Annotated in this window: 16 protein-coding genes; 11 read left to right on the top strand and 5 right to left on the bottom strand. The window is 58.9% G+C overall.

Annotated elements, in window-relative coordinates; all coding sequences use genetic code 11:
* Positions 1 to 79: 79 nt before the first annotated feature.
* A complete protein-coding gene (locus ACEN9O_RS21875; RefSeq protein WP_495613910.1) occupies positions 80 to 1753 on the bottom strand; it encodes an SDR family oxidoreductase in 1674 nt (557 codons plus the stop codon).
* A 69-nt stretch (positions 1754 to 1822) separates the two neighbouring features.
* Here ACEN9O_RS21875 and ACEN9O_RS21880 point away from each other — a divergent pair, with 69 nt between their 5' ends.
* The 10 genes from ACEN9O_RS21880 (at position 1823) to ACEN9O_RS21925 (ending at position 13044) form a co-directional block, all read left to right on the top strand.
* Complete coding sequence (locus ACEN9O_RS21880; protein ID WP_495613911.1) at positions 1823 to 2554, top strand: TetR/AcrR family transcriptional regulator; 732 nt, start codon at positions 1823 to 1825, stop codon at positions 2552 to 2554.
* A 95-nt stretch (positions 2555 to 2649) separates the two neighbouring features.
* Positions 2650 to 2907, top strand: coding sequence for a nucleotidyltransferase family protein (locus ACEN9O_RS21885; RefSeq protein WP_495613912.1), 258 nt, complete (start codon positions 2650 to 2652; stop codon positions 2905 to 2907).
* A gap of 558 nt (positions 2908 to 3465) precedes the next feature.
* Positions 3466 to 3618 (top strand): NTF2 fold immunity protein, encoded by a 153-nt coding sequence (locus ACEN9O_RS21890; protein ID WP_495618516.1) that lies wholly within the window; start codon positions 3466 to 3468, stop codon positions 3616 to 3618.
* 76 nt (positions 3619 to 3694) lie between these two features.
* On the top strand, positions 3695 to 3946 hold the full coding sequence (tnpA, locus tag ACEN9O_RS21895; RefSeq protein ID WP_495613913.1) for an IS66 family insertion sequence element accessory protein TnpA: 252 nt from the start codon (positions 3695 to 3697) through the stop codon (positions 3944 to 3946).
* Positions 3946 to 4185, top strand: a complete 240-nt coding sequence (gene tnpB, locus ACEN9O_RS21900) for an IS66 family insertion sequence element accessory protein TnpB (RefSeq protein WP_495613914.1) — start codon at positions 3946 to 3948, stop codon at positions 4183 to 4185. Before tnpA ends, tnpB begins: the two co-directional genes overlap by 1 nt.
* A 339-nt stretch (positions 4186 to 4524) precedes the next feature.
* Positions 4525 to 5715 carry a helix-turn-helix domain-containing protein gene (locus tag ACEN9O_RS21905; RefSeq protein WP_495613915.1) on the top strand — a complete coding sequence of 397 codons (1191 nt, stop codon included), beginning with the start codon at positions 4525 to 4527 and terminating at the stop codon, positions 5713 to 5715.
* A 1145-nt stretch (positions 5716 to 6860) separates the two neighbouring features.
* Positions 6861 to 8114, top strand: a complete 1254-nt coding sequence (locus ACEN9O_RS21910) for a hypothetical protein (RefSeq protein ID WP_495613916.1) — start codon at positions 6861 to 6863, stop codon at positions 8112 to 8114.
* A gap of 95 nt (positions 8115 to 8209) precedes the next feature.
* Positions 8210 to 11347 carry a TonB-dependent receptor gene (locus tag ACEN9O_RS21915; protein ID WP_495613917.1) on the top strand — a complete coding sequence of 1046 codons (3138 nt, stop codon included), beginning with the start codon at positions 8210 to 8212 and terminating at the stop codon, positions 11345 to 11347.
* A gap of 156 nt (positions 11348 to 11503) precedes the next feature.
* Positions 11504 to 12796, top strand: coding sequence for a tryptophan halogenase family protein (locus ACEN9O_RS21920; RefSeq protein WP_495613918.1), 1293 nt, complete (start codon positions 11504 to 11506; stop codon positions 12794 to 12796).
* Positions 12793 to 13044: a tryptophan 7-halogenase gene (locus ACEN9O_RS21925; RefSeq protein ID WP_495613919.1), complete on the top strand. Its 252-nt coding sequence runs from the start codon at positions 12793 to 12795 to the stop codon at positions 13042 to 13044. Before ACEN9O_RS21920 ends, ACEN9O_RS21925 begins: the two co-directional genes overlap by 4 nt.
* A 24-nt stretch (positions 13045 to 13068) precedes the next feature.
* Here the strand turns inward: ACEN9O_RS21925 and ACEN9O_RS21930 are convergent, their stop codons facing one another.
* From ACEN9O_RS21930 to ACEN9O_RS21945, 4 genes are all read right to left on the bottom strand, one after another.
* Positions 13069 to 14010 carry a PA14 domain-containing protein gene (locus tag ACEN9O_RS21930; protein ID WP_495613920.1) on the bottom strand — a complete coding sequence of 314 codons (942 nt, stop codon included), beginning with the start codon at positions 14008 to 14010 and terminating at the stop codon, positions 13069 to 13071.
* A 122-nt stretch (positions 14011 to 14132) separates the two neighbouring features.
* Positions 14133 to 16016 carry a cellulase family glycosylhydrolase gene (locus ACEN9O_RS21935; protein ID WP_495613921.1) on the bottom strand — a complete coding sequence of 628 codons (1884 nt, stop codon included), beginning with the start codon at positions 16014 to 16016 and terminating at the stop codon, positions 14133 to 14135.
* 478 nt (positions 16017 to 16494) lie between these two features.
* Positions 16495 to 19563 carry a family 43 glycosylhydrolase gene (locus ACEN9O_RS21940; protein ID WP_495613922.1) on the bottom strand — a complete coding sequence of 1023 codons (3069 nt, stop codon included), beginning with the start codon at positions 19561 to 19563 and terminating at the stop codon, positions 16495 to 16497.
* 4 nt (positions 19564 to 19567) lie between these two features.
* Positions 19568 to 21100, bottom strand: coding sequence for an alpha-N-arabinofuranosidase (locus tag ACEN9O_RS21945; protein ID WP_495613923.1), 1533 nt, complete (start codon positions 21098 to 21100; stop codon positions 19568 to 19570).
* Positions 21101 to 21218: 118 nt separating this feature from the next.
* On the opposite strand from ACEN9O_RS21945, the gene ACEN9O_RS21950 reads away from it, so the two are divergent.
* Positions 21219 to 21545, top strand: coding sequence for a hypothetical protein (locus ACEN9O_RS21950; protein ID WP_495613924.1), 327 nt, complete (start codon positions 21219 to 21221; stop codon positions 21543 to 21545).
* Positions 21546 to 21638 lie beyond the last annotated feature (93 nt).

Genomic DNA, 21638 nt, shown 5'->3' on the forward strand with positions numbered 1-21638 from the left:
GGTTTCTATCATCAACGACCTTTTTGCTTGTATGTTGTCTCGTGTATATGATTGGTTATGATCTGTTGATTTATCGAAGTTAATAGCCTGATAAATGTTGTATGGCAGCTCTGCGCACTGTTTTGGGTAGCAACCTGCTGACTGCCCGGAGCAGGCGGGGCCGCCAGGTATCGACTTCCCAGTGGACGTTGCTGCGGGTTTTTACCGCCTTCAAGATGACAGCAGAGACGTCGTGTGCTTGAAGAAATACGCCGATTGATTCAACGATTTTTCCGTGTGCCGCCTCCATCATGGGGGTAGCGACGAAATTGGGCATCACGTCACAGACGTAGATTCCATAGCGTTCCCACTCGATATTCAGAGCCTCTGTGAAACCCTTGACCCAAAACTTGCTCGCCGAATATGAGGCCTCACTAGGTACGCCATATTCCGAGCTCAGAGAGCACATGTTGATCACGGTGGGGCGCTCGCTCTTCCTGAGATAAGGCAGGGCGTGATAGGTACCGATTTGAACGCCCTTTACATTCACTTCGGTGACGGCAAGGTGTTTCATCAGCGGAAGCGCCTCATAGTCATCAATAAAAGCGATGCCGGCATTGTTAATCAGCACATCGATGGCGCCGCCATTCTCTGCCGCAAAATCACTTAACGCAGAGGCAAACTCATCTGGCTTTGTCACGTCCAGTTGGCGATAGAAATGACCATTGCCAAGAGCTTGCCTCAAGGCGTCCAGGTCGCCGTGGTTAATATCGGTAACACCTACACGGTACCCTTGCCGTGCAAACAGCAAGGCAGTTTCCGCGCCTATCCCTTTAGCCGCACCAGTGATGAAAACGGCCGGTTTATTGCTCTTAACGGTAGGCTGCGGTATGGAATCCAGGTGCTGCGTCAGGAAATCCAATTGCTCAGCAATGAAGGCGCTGAACAGTGGTTCGACATAAGGATCGAAGTGGTCAGCACTATGTTTCTTGACGGTGACAATCGTGGCGCCGCGGGCAGATCGCAAGGCGGCGGATGCAGGTGTTGTCAGGTCGTTAGCGGCCACCTGGAGAAGCGACGGCATGGTCAAGTGCCGTAAATACTTGCCTGGAGAGTAGCGCATGGCGGCAAAAACGAAGCGGGCAGCCACACGTTGGTCGAACGCCTTTCTCTTTGGGACGAGTTTCAAATACCCGTGGGCCGCCCCAGGTGCCGTCATTAATCCAAGCCGACCTGGCTTAGCTGCAGCGTTGACATAATGGGGCTGCAATCCGATCAAACTTCCCAGTCGGTCGATGAGCGCGTGGATGGTCAGGCGGGTTCCAGCCAACAATCCGCCAGCCAAGCCTGAAGTCGGACCGAGCATATGGGGTACTTGCGAGATGATTGCTGCGATATTCCTGTCCTGCGCGGCGATGGCGACAACGTGACCGCCGCTGAGCGAGGAGCCCCAAAGAACGATCTTGGTCGCGTCGACATCCGGACGGTTGCGGGCGTAGGCGATCGCGGCCCTCCAGTCCTGATGTTGTTTCGCAATGTCGAGCAATTGCCGGGGCTCGCCGGCACTGTCACCGAAGTGCCGGTAATCGAACACGAGGGCGTGGTAGCCGGCTTCGGCGAACTTTGCGGCATAGGCATCAAGGCGCATCTCCTTGATGCCGGCAAGTCCGTGGGCCAGCACGACACACGGTCGCTGGCCCTTGCTGTTTGCGGGGTAGAACCACGCTGAGCAGCGCAATCCTTCGGAAGTGAAATCAATATCTTGCCGTTGCATGGCAGGTCTCCTTAGCGTCTATGCCTTGTGGTGCCGGGTGCGGCGTGCGTCCTCAAGTGACATGAGCTCATGTCTGTTGATATCTTATTTCTGACACGCTATCATGTCAATATGAAATTTCACGGGAGGTGGCGCATGAAGGATGTGGACGTTGAGGTCATCCCTTCGAGCTCTAAGGTTTATCGGGGGCGGAGTGCCGGCGAGCGGGTCGGCGAGCGCCGGAAGCGCATCATTGAAGTCGGTATTGAGCTATATGGAGCGCATGGTTTCCGTGCCACATCAGTCAAGATGGTGTGTCTGGCGGCGGGGCTAACGGAGCGCTATTTTTATGAGTCTTTCGCCAACGGTGAGGCGTTGCTCTGCGCAACCTGCACGGTCATTATGGATGGCATGCGCCAACGGGCAGTTGAGGCAATGGAGCAAGTTGGCGACTCTGTTTCGGAGCGTATACGGGTTGCGGCGCATACCTATTTCTCCGACTTGGTGGAGTGTCCCGCTGCCGGGCGGATCGTTCTGTTTGAGATGGAGGGTGTCAGTGCTGCAGTCGATGCCCACTATGCACAGGAAATGGCGAAGTCCACGCAGCTATTTGTCGACTGGTTCTTGTCCAGAGTGGTGCAAAGTAGCCCCAGCACTTTGACGGCTTATGTATTAGCGCAGGGAATACTGGGCGCGCTTTACCAGATGGCGAAAGAGTGGGTGCGCTCGGATTTCAAATTGCCCGTCGATACCATGGGTCACCATATGCAGGCCGTAGCCATGGGTATTTGCACTGCGTTTTCAGGTGAGTTGAATTTATAGTTGATTTCTGAAATTCAAAAACATGTCGTCAGATCCAGGGGGGGCTGTGCGGCATGATGTTAGAATCGCCTGAGATACACCCAACATCAGGCGAAATGAAGCCTTCCACCGCGTTCCAGACACACCGTGACGCGATTCGCCGGATCGTGGAGGAGCATCGTGCCTGTAATCCTCGAGTTTTTGGCTCGGTGCTCCAGGGATGTGATACAGAGGATAGCGACTTGGATTTATTCATCGATCCAACGCCGGATACCACTCTGTTGGATATCGGCGCCATCCGCCACGAGCTGTTAGAGTTGTTAGGTGTCCCAGTCGACGTGATAAATTCGCTGCAGAAAACATTTTCATCATAACCAATAGGGGCGGCCTTGTTTGGGAAGCCCAGGTAATACTGATTAATCACCCATTAAATTATGATGACGTTAATTTATCGAGGGCGGCTTGAGTGGCTGAAGTTTTGGATATGTCTTTTTCTAGTGGCGACAATTTCGTCGGGATGCGATGAATTAATTTCTGACGCTGTCTGGACACAGGAGCGCTCCATAATAGTAAGTAATGCGAATATCGAACAGTGTCTGTTATCTGCATTGGTGAACGTTCCCAACATTGGAATTGATCACGTGAATTCTATACCTGGAGATATTGTTTTAAATGTGAGGCTTGAAAAAAACAATACCTTCGTTGAGTGTGCATGTAAAACATTCTGATGCGAAAAACGTAAAAATAATTTTTGTTGGGAAAGGAACGATTGAGCCAGATAGTTATCGTAACGCTATTGCGCCAGTGCTCAGCTCGATTGTAAATAGCATAGGTCGGAAATGTTCAACTTAGTAGGCTGCTGAAACACTGGTTTTCTGACCTCGGCCCCAGACAGCCAACTGCGTGGAACGGCTTGCAATTGATTTTTATGCATTCTTTCTCAGATATACGGGAAGGCTCAAATTCAGTCTGAAGAACCCCTTAAAGCCAAATTGGTCGGAGACGTCTGGGTAGTAGAAGGATGTTTGCCAACCAATTTTGACGGGTGTAAGCGTTCAACCGTCCCATCTGTGATTTCGTGCTGAGCACGTGGATACTCCGAGCTTTTTATCGGAGACCCGAATGACGGAGAAAGACAAGGAAGCATTGTGCTAAGAGCGCATGGCGATGTGGAAGGCCAGCGGGCAATCGATGCATGGCTTCGCGCTGCAGCAGGGCTGGCCGCCGCGCCAGATCGCGTATTGGAAAAAGCGCTTTCTGGGCATGTCGGGGAAGACGCCGGCTTTGATTCCGGTACTGGTCAAGCCGGTTCAGGCGAATGGGACGATCAAGCTTGCGGCACGAGACTGGTCGCTCGAATTACCCGCAGCAATACCAGTGAGCTGGCTGGCCGAGCTCCTGCGCAGCCTGTGATGGAGCTGCGGGCAGATGCGGTCTGGCTGGCCACCCAGCCGGTCGACATTCGCGCCGGCATCGACCGGCTGTCGCTGCATGTGCAGCAGGCGCTGGGCAAAGCACCCGGCGATGGCACGGCCTACGTGTTCAGCAACCGGCGGCAAACGCGCCTGAAGGCGGCCTTCACCGCTGTACCGAATATTTTTTTGAGGCTGCAGCACTTCGAACGATCTAGGCGAAGGCGCGCTGGTGGGTAAGCGCGCGGCTAATTTCTTCGCCAGACGAGAACCAGTAGCAAAGTAGGGCGGAGGCCTTCTCCTCCGAACAGGCGCGTATTGGCGAAGCTCGCATGCACGCGTCGCGCGCTTGCTCACTTAGCTCGTGACGTCGTTTTGCGCTCCGGTCGACAAGAGCGCCTGGCGACGACGGGTTTGGGCATGGCGGCAATACCACATGAACGTGCAGGGGGGGCGGCACACTCTGTGACAGCGCTGCGCGCGCCACTGTCGCGTGCATCAGCGGCATAGTGACAGACGGCATGCCATGCTGTACATTGCGAGTCCTGACGACTGCCGCCGTACCGTTGCCCGGCGGGCTTGCCGCTGTCCGGCCATCCAACTTTTATTTATATGCACGCGTTATATTCAAAGGCATTGCTGCGGCTGGTCCTGCTGCTCGGTGTGAGTATCCTGGTCGGGTTTCTGTGCGTCAGCCGCAGCTATCACCGCGTCCCCTTGCTCGAGCAAGAAGATTTTTCCTGGAAGTTGCGCACGCATAGCTCCAAAGACGCGACGGACCTGAACGCGCGAGTCGATGCCGAGCGCCTGATCGTGGAGTATGTTCTGTCAGGGAGCGATCCCAATTCCTACGTGACAACTGGGCTGCTTTTCAGAGACCGCAGCGGCAAGCCGGCATTGTTCGACTGGTCCAGGTTCGGCAAGATCAGTTTCGAGGCGCGCTGCTTCCCCGCAGGTACCATCCGGGTCGGCCTGGCCACCTTCGATGACAAGCTGTCCAAACTGGATGAGCTGATGACCTACCGCATGCCAACGGCATACGTCAGCTGCAATCCGGACGGTGGCCGCGTCGAACTCGACCTGACCCATTTGACCATTCAGCAATGGTGGCTCACCTTGAACAAACTCGACCCCTCCGACTTGGGCTACTCGCTGGCCAAGGTCGGGCTGATTGAAGTCACCACCAGCCATGCGAGCCGCGTCGGCACCCCGTCGCGTATCGAAATCGCTGGCATCGAAATGCACGAGCGGAAATACGGTTATCTGTATTTTTTCGCCGCGTTCCTGATACTGGCCTGGGCCGGGTTCGCATTCTGGTGCGTCAAGCAGTACGCAGTGGCCCTGGCCAACGACCTGCACGCGCGCATGCAGAAAGACCTGCCGCTGGTGGCGTACCAGCAGCTGGCGCTGGAGCCGCACCGGGAAAGGGAAAAATCCGCCATTTTGAGGTTGCTGGCGACGCGTTATGCGGATTCGGAACTGGATCTGGAAACCGTGGTCTCGGAAACCGGCGTCAACCGCAATAAGGTCAACGACATATTAAAAGCGGAGATGGGGTACACTTTTATCGGGTACTTGAACAAGCTCAGGTTGACCGAAGCATCGCGCCTCCTGGTGGAAAACACCAGCGCCAGTATTGCGGAAATCGCCTATTCGGTCGGATATAAGAATTCCTCGTATTTCAATAAGCTCTTCAAGGAAGAATACGAATGCACGCCCAAGGCATTCCGGGAAGTATGCAAAAAAGAGGTGCGGAAGCCGGCGCCATAAGGTGCATATTTCGCCGGCTGCGCTGAGCGCGGCCGCATTCATGGGTGTACCCAATCTGCGTGCGTACCGCCTAGCGTAGCGCAATTCCCAATTCAACATTCGTCGCCCCGTCCCCCACGGCGACCATGAGCGCCATGGCTCTTGATGAGTCCAATTCAATACGCTCGGCTCCTGATTATCCAATGAAACGTGTGCAACTGATCGGTCTGCGTGCTGCTTTAGCAATGCGATACCGCGCCAAATAGCGCGGCATTCCGCGTCGCCGGCACGGGCCAGGCGGGTAGCAAAAGGACACCGGCGCACCGTCACCGAAATAACGCGAATGGTGAAGATATTACAAGGGTGCAAATAATCGTATTGATACTGCACTTCCGTGCATTGGTCCCGCAGCGCTGGCGGCACGGTCGCTGGCGCAGAGGTGGCAGCTGGATCGAATAGTGGGGCTTTTAAGCCATCAATAACAAAATCTGCACGAGTGCGGATTCCAGCCGTGCAGAATTTTTGCGCGAGGCTGTCAAGGCCGGTGGAGGCGCATTTTGGCCAGTATTTTTGCCGCAATTTTCGGGATACACTCCGCCGAACTGCTGGACAGGCGGACCTGCTCCCCGTCCTGCAAGCGAAGACCAAACTGTCGATGAACAGGACGCCCGAACATGAAAATGGAGAAGACATGAGTGTAATGAAGAGCAACGTACAGACGCCTGCAGCGCTGGCGACCGCGCCCGTGTTCGCAGCCGCGACCATCGACGTCGATCCGGCCAGGCCTGTTGGCCTTATCAACAAGAACGTTTATGGCCGGCGATCGTCAACACCATCCCGAACTCGGCGTTGCACGGGGCGGTCAATGTCACCGGACAGAACGTTTCCGGCCCAAGCGGCCAGGCGCTGACAGCAGCGGCGACGCACGCGCATAACACCTTCACGCAAAAAGTTGTGATCGCCCCGCGCCGTTCGCGGCGCAGGCGGTCGATGGCAAATTGCGCCCAAAAATCCCGGCCTGGGCAGTGGTGGTGGTCGCCGTTGAAAGTCCATCTCACCGTCGTCCTGCGCACCCAGTGTTCAGGCGGAGGCGAATTTCACCTTGTCAGCGGCGCTGCCGGTGACAAGCACCTTGTAGTAGACGCAACAGAGAGGAAGCATAAATCATGAGGGGACAACAAACAATGAGATTCCAGCATACGGCTGTTGGGCTGGCCTGCGCCACGCTGCTCGCTGGCTGTGGAGGCGGTGGTGGTGGTAATACCGGCGGCACCGGGGCGGCGCAATCGGTTTCCTTCCCGTTCCCGGGCGGGATGAAGATAGCGCGTCCGCCGGAAATCGCGACCGTCACGCTGAAGGCCACGGCCAGTTCCGGCGGGCCGATCACCTATGTGTCGAACACGCCGGGCACCTGCACCGTCAGCGGCGCCACGCTGACGCTGGTGAAAGCGGGCGAGTGCTCGGTGAATGCCAACCAGGCCGGTGGGGATGGCTACGCTGCGGCCACGGCGCGCCAGCTGTTCGTCGTTCCCAAGAACGAGCAGGGTATTTGGGGCTTCTCCAACCCGGGCACGCAGCCCGTGGGGGCGTCGGTGCAGGTGGCGCCCGCTTCCACCGCGGGTTCCTTGACCGACTTCCCCGTCAGCATTACCACCAGTTCGCCCACAGTGTGCTCGGTGAGCGGCACCACGGTGAAAATGCTCGCCGATGGCTTATGCCTCGTCACCGCCACTCAGGCGGGCAGCGATTTCTTTAACGCGGTTTCGCTGACCAAGACCATCCCGGTCGGCACCGCGGAAGGGCCTGCGCTCAATTTCGCAAGCGGCTACAAGCCAACCGATTCCTGGCGTACCGCGGAGGCTGGCAAAATCGAAGCGTACTCCTCTTCAAGTGCCACAAACGTCGTGGCCGCCGACGGCAGCACCTTCAACTTCAACATGGACGTCCGTTCGGGCACGCCTGATTTCGGCGGCTACTACGGTCTCCGGTTTTACGCCGCGGGCATGGAAGCGCTCACCCCGGGCGCCGACACGATTACCGGTGTGCGGATCGATTCCCAGAAGGCGATCAAGTTCGATCTCATGATGAACCCCGAAATGGTCGCGGCGCAAAAGACCCAGCTCAGAGTCTGGCTGTACCTCGGCCACTACGCCAACAATTGCAACGTGGTGCTGGAGAAGTTCATGACACCCGTGTTTGCGGCGCCCGTGCAAGGCTTGCAGGAACAAAGTATCGATCTCAAGTCGTTCACCGTTCAAAGTAGTTGCGGCCTGGCCGACCTCGACGTCTGGAACGAGCTGCAGAACTACCCGATCGCCAAGCTTGAGTTCAACGTACCTGACATCAACAACAAGATGCCAACCGCGGGGACCGACGTCTACACGACCAGCGTGACGATGGGGAAAATCACCTTTAAGTGATGGCGCACGACCATTTACTGCCCTGCGCGGCGCGGCGGGCAGCCAAAGCAACTATAGGATTTGAAGAGGAAGAGACAATGAGGACAATCGGATCAGTGATCAAACGGAAACCCTTGCGCTTGACCGCGCTGGCGATCGCGGCGGCGGAGCTCGCGGCGTTCTACAGCGGCGCCGCGCAGGCGCAAACGGCGCCGGCTGCGAAGGGAGAGGAGACCGTGACCGTGGTCGTGAGCGGCCAGCGCGCGGCGCTGCAGTCAGCCGCCAAGCTCAAACAGAATGCCGAGGAAGTCATCGACGGCGTCGTTGCCGAAGATGCCGGCAAGCTGCCCGACAAGTCGATCACCGAGGTGCTGCAGCGCGTCGTCGGCGTGACGATGGACCGCAACCGCTCGCGCGGCGACCCGGAGCACTTCTCGGTCGAGGGTTCCGGCATTTCGGTGCGCGGCCTGACCTGGGGCTCGTCGACCTTGAACGGCCGCGAATCGTTCTCGGCCGGCTGGCCGGGACGCGAATTGAGCTGGGGCGACATTCCGGCGGAACTGATGTCCGCGGTGGTCGTGCACAAGAATCCGCCCGCCGAGTTGATCGAAGGCGGCGTCAGCGGCCAGGTCGACTTGCGCACCGCGCTGCCGTTCGACTACAAGGGCGATAAATTCGCGGCCTCGACCTATGTGAACTACAACCAGCTCGGCGGCCAAACCTCGCCCGCGCTCTCCGGCCTAGCCTCGCATCGCTGGGAAAACGACTTCGGCCAATGGGGCGCGCTGCTGAACTTGTCCGGCAACGTGACCAATTCCCACAACGACACGGTACAAGTGGACGCCTACTTCCCGCGCACCGACATCGTGCCCGGACAAACCGTGTGGGTGCCCCAGTCGGCGTCGTGGCGCACCAACCTCGGCAAGAACGAGCGCGCCGGCGTCTATGCCGCGCTGCAGTGGAAGAAGGGGGGCGCCACGTCCGCGCTGACCTATTTCCACTCCGGCTACAAGGAAACCGGCACCGAGAACGCCCTGTACACGGGCGTGGAAAACCCCTACAAGTCCAAGCTCATCAACCCCGTATTCGACAGCAGGGGCATCCTGCAGTCGGCCCGGTTCACCTATCCGATCGGCGGCGCGGGCGCGAACAATTTCGTGGACGGCGGACTGGGTTTCAATACCAACCAAACCTATTTCGACCGCCGCTCGCAGACTCGCGAGATCGCCTGGAACACCAAGTGGACCGTCAACGAGCGCTGGTCGGTCCAGAACGACTTGCAATGGGTCCATGCGACCAACAAGACTGAGAACGAAAACATGACGCTGGCCACGTTCGTGCCGAGCATGAATATCGACTTGAGCAAAAATATTGGCGAGATCACCTTCGACGACAAGGCCCAAGCCTTCCTGCGCAATCCGGCTAACTTCTACCTGCAGATGTTGGGGCCTGAGCGGACCAAGGCGGATGCCGACCTGTATGCCTGGAAAGGCGACGTCCGCTTCAAGTTCGACGATCCGATCATGCGCGACCTGCGCTTCGGCCTGCGCGCGACCCGGCGCACGGCGAGCCACATCGACGGCACCGGCTCGATGTGGTACAACGTCGCCCGCCCATGGGAAGTGAGGAATACGTCCACGCCCGGGCAGCCTGCCGCCACCACGGACCAACCGACCTGGGCGGCTCGCGCCAATTTCACTTACCTGAGCGATCCGCGGGTCGCAGCCCTGGTGCCGACCAGCCTGTACACCTTCAAGAACTTCTTCAACGGCAAGATCCCCACGCCGGGCGCTTTGGTCGTGCCGAGCCTCGCGGCGGTCAAGGATTATCCCAACGCCTACGTGGCGGCGGCGAATCCGATCATGAAGATTCAATGTCAGCAGGGTAACGACCAGTCGAACACCAACAACGACTGCTCGAAGATCGTCGACCCCTTTGTGCCGCTCGTCTACGACGGCGACCCGTCCAAAACCTCCCGCCAGTCGGAGAACACGCAGGCCGCCTACGTGATGGCGCGCTTCGGCTTCGACAATCTGCGTTTCCCGGTCGAGGGCAGCGCCGGCGTGCGCGTGGTCCACACCGACACCAAGGCGCAAGGCTACACCGTGTTCCTGCCGACTTATGGCAACGGCTATTTGCCGGAGGTGCCGCGCTTTGGACAGATCAACGAGCCGATCGTCGAGGGCCGCAGCGCCGTCGACGTGCTGCCGAGTCTTAACCTGAAGATGGAAATTACGCCCGAGCTGCAAGCGCGCTTCGCGTTCGCGAAGTCGATGTATCGGCCGAACTTCCAAGACCTCAGGGAGTACATCAAGATCTACCAGGATACCACTGTTGACCAAGCCAGCGGCACCGTGACGAACGTCACCTATCATGGTGACGACCAGGGCAACGTCCATCTGAAGCCCACCAAGGCCAACAGCTTTGACGTGACGCTCGAATGGTATCCGGGCAATGGCACCTCGCTGACGGGCGCGATGTTCTATAAGCAAGTGCGTGACATCATCATGCGCTCGGCCTATACCCGCGACTACAACGACCTGGCCGGCAACCCGCAAACCTTTTTGATCACCGCACCGGACAATGCGGCGGACGGTAAGGTGGCTGGTCTGGAGCTCGCTGGCCAGACCTACTTCAACAATGTGCCTGCGTTGGCGAAGGTGATGCCGGAATGGACCAAGGGCTTCGGCGTGTCGGCGAACTACACCTACATCAACAGCTCGCAGACGCTGCACCATCCGTTCAATCTGAAGTACTGCCCGGCCAACGGATCGTTCAACAACAGTTCCTTGAACTTGCTGGGCTGCGACACCAATGGCATGCCGTTCACCGATATGCCCTTGCAGTATTTGTCGAAGAACGCCTACAACCTGATGGCCTTTTACGACAAGGGGCCGATGTCGATGCGTCTGGCCTACAGCTGGCGCAGTCGTTTCCTGCAGGGCGTGTCCGTCAACGGCACCCAGGGCGACAAAGCCACCAGTTCCGATCCGACGCGGGCCACGATTGTCGATGGCAAGACGGTCTATCCGCAGGACGTGGGCTGGGGCTTGCCGACCTGGCAGGAAGCGACCGGACAGCTGGACTTCGGGTTCGACTACCGGTTCGGCGAGCATGTCCAGCTCAGTCTGAACGCAAGCAATCTCCTGGACACCGTCGTTAAGCAGACTCAACAGCAGGGTATCGGCAACATGACCCGTTCCTGGTTCGAGCCTGGCCGCAGTTATCGCATGGCGTTGCGTTACACGTACTAAGACGACGCTGGCGGCGAACCCGGACCAAGCCGCCCGCGTTGTTCCGACATCGGGTCCATTGCCCGCCGGGCGCAATGGACCTTCAGTTGTCTCCCGCCGCGTTGCCGGTGGTTTTAGGGGCGGCTCCGGCCGTCCCTTTTTTTATGTGGGGTGACTATGGCAGACAACGCCATTCGAACAATCGTCATTGTCGGCGGCGGCACCGCCGGCTGGATGACCGCCGCGCCGTTGGCGCTCAAGCTGCCCAAGACGTGCGAGGTGGTGCTGGTCGAGTCGCCCGAGATCTGCACCGTCGGCGTCGGCGAAGCAACGCTTCCGACCCTGCGCCATTTCAATGTCGCCCTGGGCCTGGACGAAGCCGATTTCGTCAGGAAGACGCAGGCGACCTTCAAGCTCGGCATCGAATTCAAGGATTGGGGCCATGTCGGCAACCGGTTTTTCCACGGCTTCGGCGATTTCGGCCCGGCCATCGACCACCGCCCGGCGTTCATGTACTGGCTGCGCCTGTCGCGCGTGTTCAAGGACATGCCGTCCTACGAGGACTGGTCGATGGCGACCATGCTGGCGCGCAGCAACCGCTTCTTGCTGCCGCAAGACGAGCTGCCAACCATCACCGACTCGTTTAACTACGCCTACCATTTCGACGCCGGACAGTATGCCGGCTATTTGCGCCACTACGCCATGCAACGCGGCGTCAAAAATATCAAGGGCATGATCGAGCACGTCGAACAGCACCCCGAGACCGGCTTCATCACCGCCCTCAAGCTGAGTGATGGACGCCGGGTGGAAGGCGACCTGTTTGTCGATTGCTCGGGTTTTCGCGCTCTGTTGATCGAAGGCGTGTACCAGGCCGGCTACGACGACTGGAGCGCCATGCTGCCGTGTAACAGCGCGCTGGCCGTGTCGTGCGCCAAGACCCTGCCGTTCACGCCCTACACCACCTCGACGGCCAAGGGCGCCGGCTGGACCTGGCGCATCCCGCTGCAGCACCGCACCGGCAACGGCCATGTCTACTGCGATGGCTTCACCAGCGACGACGAGGCCGCGCGCGTGCTGCTCGAAGGTCTCGACGGCGAGGCGTTCGGCGAGCCGCGCCGGTTGCGCTTTACCACGGGCCGGCGGCGCAAGTCCTGGGTCAAGAACTGCGTCGCCATCGGGCTCTCGGGCGGCTTCCTTGAACCGCTCGAATCGACCAGCATCAACTTCATTGAAAATGCGGTCGGCTGGCTGATCCAGTATTTCCCCAATCGCGAATACCGTCCCGAACTAGCCGACGAGTTCAACCGCCTGATCGCGCAACGCTACGAATACGTACGCGACTTCATCATCCTGCACTACACACTCACCGACCGGACCGATTCGGAATTCTGGCGCTACTGTGCCCATAAGGTGGTCAAGGCGACGCCCGAGCACGGCGAGTACATTGCCCGGCACTGCGCCGCGCCGTGACGCCCCTCCAGCGCCTGCTCGGCATCGACGAGGCCGAGTTCCTGCGCGCCACCAATGGCAGCTACAAGCTGGGCATCCAGTTCAGCGCGGCGGACGCCGGGGCAGATTGCTTATTTCGCTTTTTCTGCGCAGGCCGCCATCGAGCCGGCGGTGCCGCCGCCCACGATGACGCTACGTTTGCATGCAATATTCACGTATGTCTCCCTGCTAGCACACGGCTGCGGGCCGTGTGCTGCGGTCGTCGCTGATTCTTGGGTCTGGATCGGCGCCAGCTACGTGGCCGGCGGCCGCCCTATCAGGCTGCGCGGAATATAGCCGTAATCGGCCGCGCCGGGTTTTTTCCACGCAAGCATCAATGCGAGATCCGGGCCGGGCCCCTGGAAGTAGCGCACGCGGAAATTGTGCAAGCCCTTCTCCAGTTTCATCCTGGTTGCCACGGGCGTTGGGGCGTGGATGCCGTCGTTCTCGATCACGTTTTCATCGTCGACGCTGAGGATGGCACCATCGTCGGCCAGCAGCATCAATTCATACGTCGTGGTTTCCTGAATATTGACGGTAAAGCGAATATCCAAGCCGAACCATTCGTTCACGGAGCCCAAGCCGGGGAAGCCTTCGCGGAAGGAGCGCGGGCTGATATCGAGTTGGGCCAGGCAAACGCGCTTGACCGGCTTGCGCCGGCGCATTTCAGTCACCGATCGGATGTCCGGACTGAGGCGGTAGACGTCGGCGACCATATGCCGATCCGACGATTCGGAGCATTCCTCGAACAGCTTGGGGGGCGCGCTGGCCACGGCCTCCTTCGCGGGCGGAGGCGGCGCTGTGGCCGGGGCCGCGCCCGCGCCCGCGACCGGGGAGGGGGGCGCGGCAGCAGCCGCCGCCTGCGCCGGTGCGCGGACGGCGTCGGGCACGACGTCGAGCACCGGCAGCGGGGGCAGGGCGAGCGGAGGCGGGGCGAGCGGGGGCGGCGGTTCGACGGCGGGTGGCGGAGGTTCGGTCTTTTTTTCCGGTACCTTCTCCTCGAGCATGGCGACGTCGACGGTGCGCGGCGCAGGCGGCGGGGGGCGATGCGTGCGCGAGAGCAGAATCCAGGCCAGCAAGGCCAGATGGAGCAAGAACACGACGACCAGTGCGAGGCGCCGGTTTGAGCGCGGCAACGACGGCTGGCCCTCGGTTGCGGTTGGGGGAACACTGGTGTCCGGCGGTAAAGGGCTCATACGTTTCAACAGACAATAAAAAACAATGCACGCCAGCAGAACAAGGCAAGCAGATTGGATTTCGAATACAAAAAGCCGGCTTCTTGAACGAAGCCGGCGGTAAAACAGAGGTTTTATGTATCCTATTTAATAATTGCTCGCTTAATGGTAACGGACCCTGCTGTTCCAGAGAACAGAATACCCATCCCCACCGCGTTCTGGACGCCAAAACTGGAACACGTAAATTCCGTATCTTGACCTGCAACCAACGCTTTATTGGAAGTCAGGCAATTCCACTCGGCAGAAGCCCAACCGGCGGAGTATGTATAAAACTGGAGCAAGTCAGCCATCCCGCCATTTCGATTTGAAACAAATGCTTGATCAAAATTAAGGACCACTTTCAAGGTTTTGCCACTCCAATTAACTGGGCTGTCAAAATTAAAAGAAGCGGCAGCGTTGGACTGGTTGATTGTCAATCCCATATACGCGGTTGAACTGCTATCCGTAGCGTTGCCATTCAGGTTCCAACTATGTGGGCGATTACTCGTTCCGATAGCTTTTCCTGCGCCTACCAACATAGCATCAACGACTTGGGTATCATGCACGGCCGGCGTGTAACGGTCGATCAAATAACCTTCAGCCTTGCCGACCTCCCATGCAATTGGCATGAGGCCATGTGCAACTGCCGACTTGGTGACATATTTCCAGAAATATTCCCGCGAAGCGAGATGCAGGTCGTATTCAGCGCAAGTTTGCGGCGAACGCAACATGGCGGCGAACTCGCCCAACAGAACTGGAATCCCTTGGTCCACAAATTGTGTTTTCATTCTCGCAAATTGCGAATCGGTAAAAGCTTCTTCCTCATCGCGCCAGAAGTTATCGGCGTTGCGCGTAGTATCAGTCGTCGAATGGTAGCCATTACCCCAGTAACATTCCATCAGCCCATTAGCATCATCCTCGCCCTTGTTTGAAAAGAACCCTGGGTAATAATGAACTTCCATCATTTGGCGATCCGGTACCGTGTCGGCAGGCATGCCAGACCAGTAGTTCATCGTCAAATCGATGTCGGTAGCAAGGCCCTGGAGCACCAGCACGCGATAAGCGTTTCTACCACCCGTCGAACGAACCGCATCGACAAATGTTTTGTGATAGCTCGCAAGAATCGGTTCTAGAACTGCAGTGTTAAGACTGGGCTCGTTGGCGCTGGCAAACATGACATGCTCGTCAAAGTCGCGCAGCTTCGTGGCAATTTGCTCCCAGTAGGCCTTCTGTTTGGCGTTGGTACGAACTTTACTTGCCTCGGAAATATTTCTCTCCAACCAACCGCCGTCCCAATGGATGTTAACGATCACGTAGAGCCCGTTATCCACCGCCATCTGGACTACTGCCTTCACGCGGTCGAGCCAGGCGTCACTGATTTTTCCATTTGCCGCATTGGCATATTGCTCCCATGCCAGAGGGATCCGAATCGCGTCGAAACCGCTGTCCTTCATCAATTTGATATAAGCGGCAGTCACCGCCGGATTGCCCCAGCAAGTCTCTGACGGGTTAATCCGGCACCACGATTCCATTGTGTTACCAATGTTTATTCCCAGTTTTATTTTGGCAGCCAGCTGGGTAGCGTTACTGCTCATGCCGGATGAATCCGCAGCAATTGGACTGGTGTTGTAGCTAGGATAACTAGGAACCGTGAGGTTAAAAGCTCTCGTGGTTTTTGCACCGCAATCGTTTGTATAAACAACTGTTGCAGTACAGCTAGCACTTGGCGTTAAGTATTGTTCACGCGAAGAACCTGATGTTCCACAGCCGCTCCATGACCAAGAGCCGTTTTGCGACGGCGTTTCCGCCCATGGTCCAAGTGGGATTTGAGCTCCATTAAATATTGCATCTTGTATTATTCTCCATTGGAGAGACTCGTAAATATAGGGTGTTACCGCGGTCGGCGCGCAAGTCTGAGCCTGCACGCTCGCAACGCTTCCCAATAAAGCCGTAAGAAGGGATGTAATGATCAAACGCTTTTTGTTCATGTCAATAATCTCCGTCATTATTTGAATAATGGTGAAAACAAGCCCGCGAGAGCGCCATTTCCGCGAATTGTGCCTGCAGGACGGAGAGCGCACCCTCCTGCCCAGCAAACCAACCGAGTCTATCCCATATATTCCGGCAAAAAAACACGCTGAAATGCGCCTGCGCCTGCCAAAATGGCCTCGGGCGAAAATTATGCACAGCTGGCATCGATGGTCGTGCAGATTTTAATATTGATCGCTTAAATAATCGCTTGAAAGTCCGCCGTCCGGTCTGGCCATTTACTGTACGACAGCGGCGGCGACGTCGTTACCGCACCATAAGTGCACCGAATTGCAGAATTAATGTGATTATTTGCACCCTTGAAGCATCTTCACCATTCGCGCTATTTCGGTGCTTATTCCTGGCCTCGGTCCCGCTCGAATTGACCCGGCTGGTGACGAAGCTCATATAGCGAACCTGGCGCCTGCCGGGCGCAGGTCAGCGCGGGGCGCTGTTTTGCCCGATGCGGTAATAGTCAAAGTCGACGCGGCCGCCGGCGGTCTTGGTCGAATAATAGAAGAGCGCGTAGCGGTAACCCATGAAGTGCGGGAAGGTGTAGACAAGGCGCGAGGGACGGCCGATCGGGGTCCACGATTTGCCGTCCAGGCTGTAGGAGAAGCGGGCTACTTCAGGCTTGCCTGGTATGCCGTAGATCTTGGACCCACTCTCGTCGAGGCCGAAGCGGGCGTCGTCGGGCGCAGACTGGAATTCGCATTCGACCTTGAGGTGAACGGTGTTGCCGGAGAGGGGAATGGCGGCGATCTCCTCGGGCTTGTCGGCATCGGCGCTCACCATGACGAGCGACTTGGCGCCGTTGTTCATCTTGACGCCAACAAAACCATACTTTGCCTGAAATGCGGCGATGCCGGTCCAGTCGCCGTCCTTCATGCCGCTCACGTCGATGCTGGTGCTGGCGAAACTGTCGGGGCCAAAAGTGCGCTGGGTGAGGGTATTCCTGGCATCAAGCAGGCCGGCATCGACCCGGCCGGTGACCAAGCTCAGGTAGCCCGGGCGCTTGCTGAGCGACCAGTTGCGCGGGTCGGGATTGTGATTCCATTGCCAGGCGAGGGGCAGGGGCCGGGCGCCGGGCAGGCGGTCGAATTCGTCGGAGGCGACGATGCCGGAGGCGCCGGAGGTACCCTGTGCGCCGGCGGGAATGTCGAGCGTCATGGGCACCTCGCCGTCCTTGCCGAGCACGGGCCAGCCTTCCTTCCAGGTCACGGGCACGAGGTAGGGAACGCGGCCGACAGCGCCGTTGTCCTTGAACAGATAGGCATACCATTTGCCTTCCGGGGTGTCGACGAGGCCGCCTTGCGCGATGCCGCGGTCATCGAGCACGATGCGGCCCTCGTAGGGACCGTCGATGGTGTCGGCGCGGTGGACAATGACGGTGCGCGCCCAGCGGGTCTTCGGCGAGGCGATGTTGAACAGGTAGTAGCGGCCGTTGATCTTGGAAAGTTGCGAGCCCTCGCCGCAGAGCCCGCCCTGGTCGGGGCCGAAGAGGGCGTTGACCTGTTCGATGATGGGCTTGTTCACGCCGCCGGGCTTGATGCCGGAGAGATCGGATTTGAGCTCGGTGAGCATGATGCGATTGCAGCCCCACACCATGTAGACGCGATGGTCATCGTCGAAAAACAGGCTGTGGTCATTCATCAAGGGCTCGAAACTCGTCTCTTTCCACGGGCCGCGTTCCAGGTCGCGCGTGCTGAAGACATGGGTGCGTCCGCCGGTAGTGGCGGCGAACGTCGAGGCATAGAACATGCCGTCGTGGTAACGAATACTGCTGGCCCATGAGCCGGCCCCGTAGGCATTCTTGCCGTTCTCGAGACGGAAGGCTTCGTTGTCGGCCAGCGTGTCATGGGCGTAGGCGGCCATGCTCCAGTTGACCAGGTCGGTCGACTTCATGATCGGCAGGCCCGGGGTCATGTGCATCGTCGTGCTGCTCATATAGTAGGTTTTTCCTACGCGGATGACGGCAATGTCCGGGACGTCGGCCCAGATAAGGGGATTATGGGCAGGATGCGCCAGTGCCGCTGGCGCGGGCTGGGACGCGTCGGCATTCTGGGAAAACTGCCAGTAATCGAACTTGAACAGTTCTTCGCCGCCCGCTCCGCGGAACACGAAGAAGACATCCTGGACGCCGGCGGCGCCGGAGATCCGGGTCGATTGCGGCTTCCATTCGCCGCCGGTTCCCGAGACCGGCAGCGTGCCGATCAACTGTCCGTCGACCTTGCCCAAGCGAATCTCGATCTTCGCCCCGGTGGCCTCCTTCAGCTTGGCCGTGCTGGAGAGGCTGGCCATGAAGGCACGCGCGCCGATCGCGCCGAAATCGACATTGCGCACCTCGATGAAGGCGCCGTCGTGGATGTTGCGCACATTTTGGCCGCCGGCCTTGTTGGGCTCGATCTTGACGCCGGAAGACCAGGCGATGGTCTCGGCTTCGACGCGCTGGTAGGGATCGAGGGTGGCCACCGGCGCAGGCCCTTCCTTGGTCGGCTGCACCGGCTGGACCGAGCCGTCCGGGTTGAACTTCAATTCGTCGACGGACACGGAACGCTTGAAGCCGTCGCCTCCCGGAAGGTTGGCGTTGTGGTAGAAGAGGTAGGTCTTGTTCTTGAAATCGACCACGCCGGGGTGGTTGGTGAAGGCGCTTTGCGGGGGCATGACGACGCCGCCGTAGGTCCACGGGCCTTCGGCTGTCGGGCCGGTGGAGTAGCCGAGATGCTCGGGGATGGGACCGGCGGCGAAGAACAGGTAATTGAGATTGTTGCGCTTGTAGAGCCATGGGCCCTCTTCGTAGGACGTGCCGCGCAGGGCGGGCTTGGGCAGCGTCGTGCCCTGTGTGTCTGGAGGGGTACGCTCGCCCAGGGCCTTGGCGGTCATCGGATGGCCGATGATTCCCTTGTCGCCGACGCTGGTGTCGTAGGAAATCATGTCCTTGTTCAGCTTGACCGACCACAGATTGGGATTGCCCCAGGCGAGGTAGGCCTGGCCCTTGTCGTCAATGAAGACGGTCGGGTCGATGCTGTCGTAGAGGCCGCCGGCGTGGCCGGCGATCAGCGGTTTTTTGATGGGATCGACGTAGGGGCCCAGGGGATTGTCGGCCACCAGCACGCCGATGCCCCGGCCTTGTACCGGGCCATAGAGATACCATTTGCCATCGCGCTCAATCACCTGGGGAGCCCAGGCGCCGTTGTCAAAGCCGTCCCAACCGGAATCCTCCTTGGAGGCCCAGGGGAAATCCCGGAGCGAGGCGACCGCGCCGTGCTGGGTCCAGTTCACCATGTCCGTCGTCGTGGCGAGCACCCAGTCCTTCATGTTGAAGTTGTTTTTCTCCCCGACATCCTGGTCGTGGCTGGAAAACAGGTAGAGCGTGCCTTTATGGACCATCGGGGCCGGATCGGCGGTGTACATGGTTTGAATCACCGGGTTGACCGCGAATGATGTTGCGGGCAGCGAAGCCAACACGGACAAGAGCAGGGCAGCGGAGCGGGTTGTTTTTTTCATGTGTTTATTCCTCCAATGCGACTACCATCACGGCCTTGGCAGGCAGCTTGATCGACAGCTTGCCGCCTGCCGCGCGCGCGCTGAACGCCGCCGGCTTGATGGCCTGCGGATGCTGGAACGAGTTGTGCGCGTCCATCGCGGCCGCGGTCAGCACATTGCCGGCCGCGCCTTTTACCTTCGTGCCGGCGACGTCGACGGCGACATCGACCGCCTTGGACGGATCGGTGTTGACCAGCGCCAGGTACAGCTTGCCGTCCTTGGCGCGTGCCGCCGAAGCGCTCACGCCCGCAATGGTCGTTACGCCCAGTGTGTAGCTGGTGTTGTCCTTGATGGTCAGCGGCAGCGACTTGGCATCCTGGAACGGCACATACATCTGGAAGGTATAGTAGGTCGGAGTCAGGACCATCTTTTCTTTCTCGGTCAGGATCATCGCCTGCAGGACGTTGACCATCTGGGCGATGGTGGTCAGCGTGACCCGCTCCGCGTGTTGGTGGAAGATGTTGAAGTTGAGCGCAGCCACGAGCGCGTCGCGCAGGGAGTTCTGCTGGAACAGGGCGCTTCTGGCGCCTTTCTCTTCGTACCAGGTGCCCCATTCGTCGACCATCAGCCCGATCTTCTTCTCGGGATCGTGCTTGTCCAGTACGGCCCCGTGATCGTTGATCAGCTGATCCATTCTCATGGTATTGGCCAGGGTCGAGATCCACTCGGCTTCCTTGAAGCCGAGGGCCTCGCCCTTGACCTCCCAGTTGCCGGTCGGGACGGTGTACTGGTGGACGCTGATGCCGACCGTATGGCCCTTCAGTTCCTTGCTCAGGACGTCGGTCCACGTCGTGTCGAAGCCACTGCCGCCGCTGGCGATCATTTTCGGCTTGTACTGGTCGGGCGCCCTCAGGAAATTTTCGTAGTTCCTGTACAGGTTCGCGTAGTACTCGGGCTTGACGTTGCCGCCGCAGCCCCACAGCTCATTGCCGATACCGAAGAAAGCGACTTTGAACGGCTTTTCGCGTCCGTTCTGAGCGCGCAGCCTGGCCAGCGGCGAGCCGCCGTCCGCAGTCATGTACTCGACCCAATCGGACATCTCCTGTACGCTGCCGGTACCGACGTTGCCGTTGACGTAGGCGTCCGCGCCCAGCATGTCGATCAGGTCGAAGAATTCGTGGGTGCCGACGGCGTTGATCGCGTCGACGTTGCCGCCGTTGACGTTGCTCGGGCGCTGGTCCTGCGGACCGACGCCGTCGCGCCAATGGTAGGTGTCGGCGAAGCAGCCGCCCGGCCAGCGCACCAGCGGCACATGCAACTGCTTGAGCGCGCCGACGACGTCATTTCGCCAGCCCCTGGTGTTCGGGATCGTCGACTTCGCGCCGACGTACATGCCTTCGTAGACGCCGGTGCCGAGGTGCTCGGCGAACTGGCCATACACGTACTTGTTGATGACCGGACCGGGCTTGGCCGGATCGATGTTGATGGTCACGGCCGCGAACACGGGCGTGGTCGCCAGCATTGCAAGCGCCAGTACGCCGCTCTTCACTACACTCATGTCTTCTCCATTTTTATAGACGTGCTGTCCGTTGACAGCTTTGCTTTCGCTTGCGGGGCGCGGGTCCATCTGCCCGGCAATTCGGCGGAGTCTATCCCAAAGAGTGCGACAAAAATATATGCGAAAACGGGCCGCCGCCTGCCATGGCAGCCTCGCGCAAAAATTCTGCACGGCGTCGATTGCTGTTCGTGCAGATTTTGCTATTGATCGCTTTTCGGACCTGCTGTGCGATCCGGCTGCCACCTCTGCGCCAGTGGCCGCGACGCCGTGGCCGCAGGTGGAATGCACGAAAGTGCAGTATCAATGCGATTATTTGCACCCTTGTAATATCTTCAGCATTCGCGCTATTGAGGTGCACGCCGCCGGTGTTCTTTTGTTGCTCGCCTGGCCGGCGACGGCGACGCGCAGTGAGGGCTCATACGGCCGTACTGGATTGCTGAAGTAGCGCGATACCGTGCGGGGCTGTCATGCCGGCACGGCAGACGGGTGAACGTGGAGGAACGGCGGCGCTATTTTGAAATAGGACGGGTGGTGTAGC

This window comes from Duganella sp. Dugasp78 (assembly GCF_059491455.1).

Excerpts from the sequence above, each read along its gene's own strand:
- ACEN9O_RS21930 (WP_495613920.1), bottom strand. The coding sequence starts at position 14,010 with ATGAGCCCTTTACCGCCGGACACCAGTGTTCCCCCAACCGCAACCGAG.
- ACEN9O_RS21940 (WP_495613922.1), bottom strand. The coding sequence starts at position 19,563 with ATGAAAAAAACAACCCGCTCCGCTGCCCTGCTCTTGTCCGTGTTGGCT.
- ACEN9O_RS21950 (WP_495613924.1), top strand. The coding sequence starts at position 21,219 with ATGCGAAAACGGGCCGCCGCCTGCCATGGCAGCCTCGCGCAAAAATTC.
- ACEN9O_RS21920 (WP_495613918.1), top strand. The coding sequence starts at position 11,504 with ATGGCAGACAACGCCATTCGAACAATCGTCATTGTCGGCGGCGGCACC.
- ACEN9O_RS21880 (WP_495613911.1), top strand. The coding sequence starts at position 1,823 with ATGTCTGTTGATATCTTATTTCTGACACGCTATCATGTCAATATGAAA.
- tnpB (WP_495613914.1), top strand. The coding sequence starts at position 3,946 with ATGGAGCTGCGGGCAGATGCGGTCTGGCTGGCCACCCAGCCGGTCGAC.
- ACEN9O_RS21885 (WP_495613912.1), top strand. The coding sequence starts at position 2,650 with ATGAAGCCTTCCACCGCGTTCCAGACACACCGTGACGCGATTCGCCGG.
- tnpA (WP_495613913.1), top strand. The coding sequence starts at position 3,695 with ATGGCGATGTGGAAGGCCAGCGGGCAATCGATGCATGGCTTCGCGCTG.
- ACEN9O_RS21910 (WP_495613916.1), top strand. The coding sequence starts at position 6,861 with ATGAGGGGACAACAAACAATGAGATTCCAGCATACGGCTGTTGGGCTG.
- ACEN9O_RS21945 (WP_495613923.1), bottom strand. The coding sequence starts at position 21,100 with ATGAGTGTAGTGAAGAGCGGCGTACTGGCGCTTGCAATGCTGGCGACC.
- ACEN9O_RS21935 (WP_495613921.1), bottom strand. The coding sequence starts at position 16,016 with ATGAACAAAAAGCGTTTGATCATTACATCCCTTCTTACGGCTTTATTG.
- ACEN9O_RS21875 (WP_495613910.1), bottom strand. The coding sequence starts at position 1,753 with ATGCAACGGCAAGATATTGATTTCACTTCCGAAGGATTGCGCTGCTCA.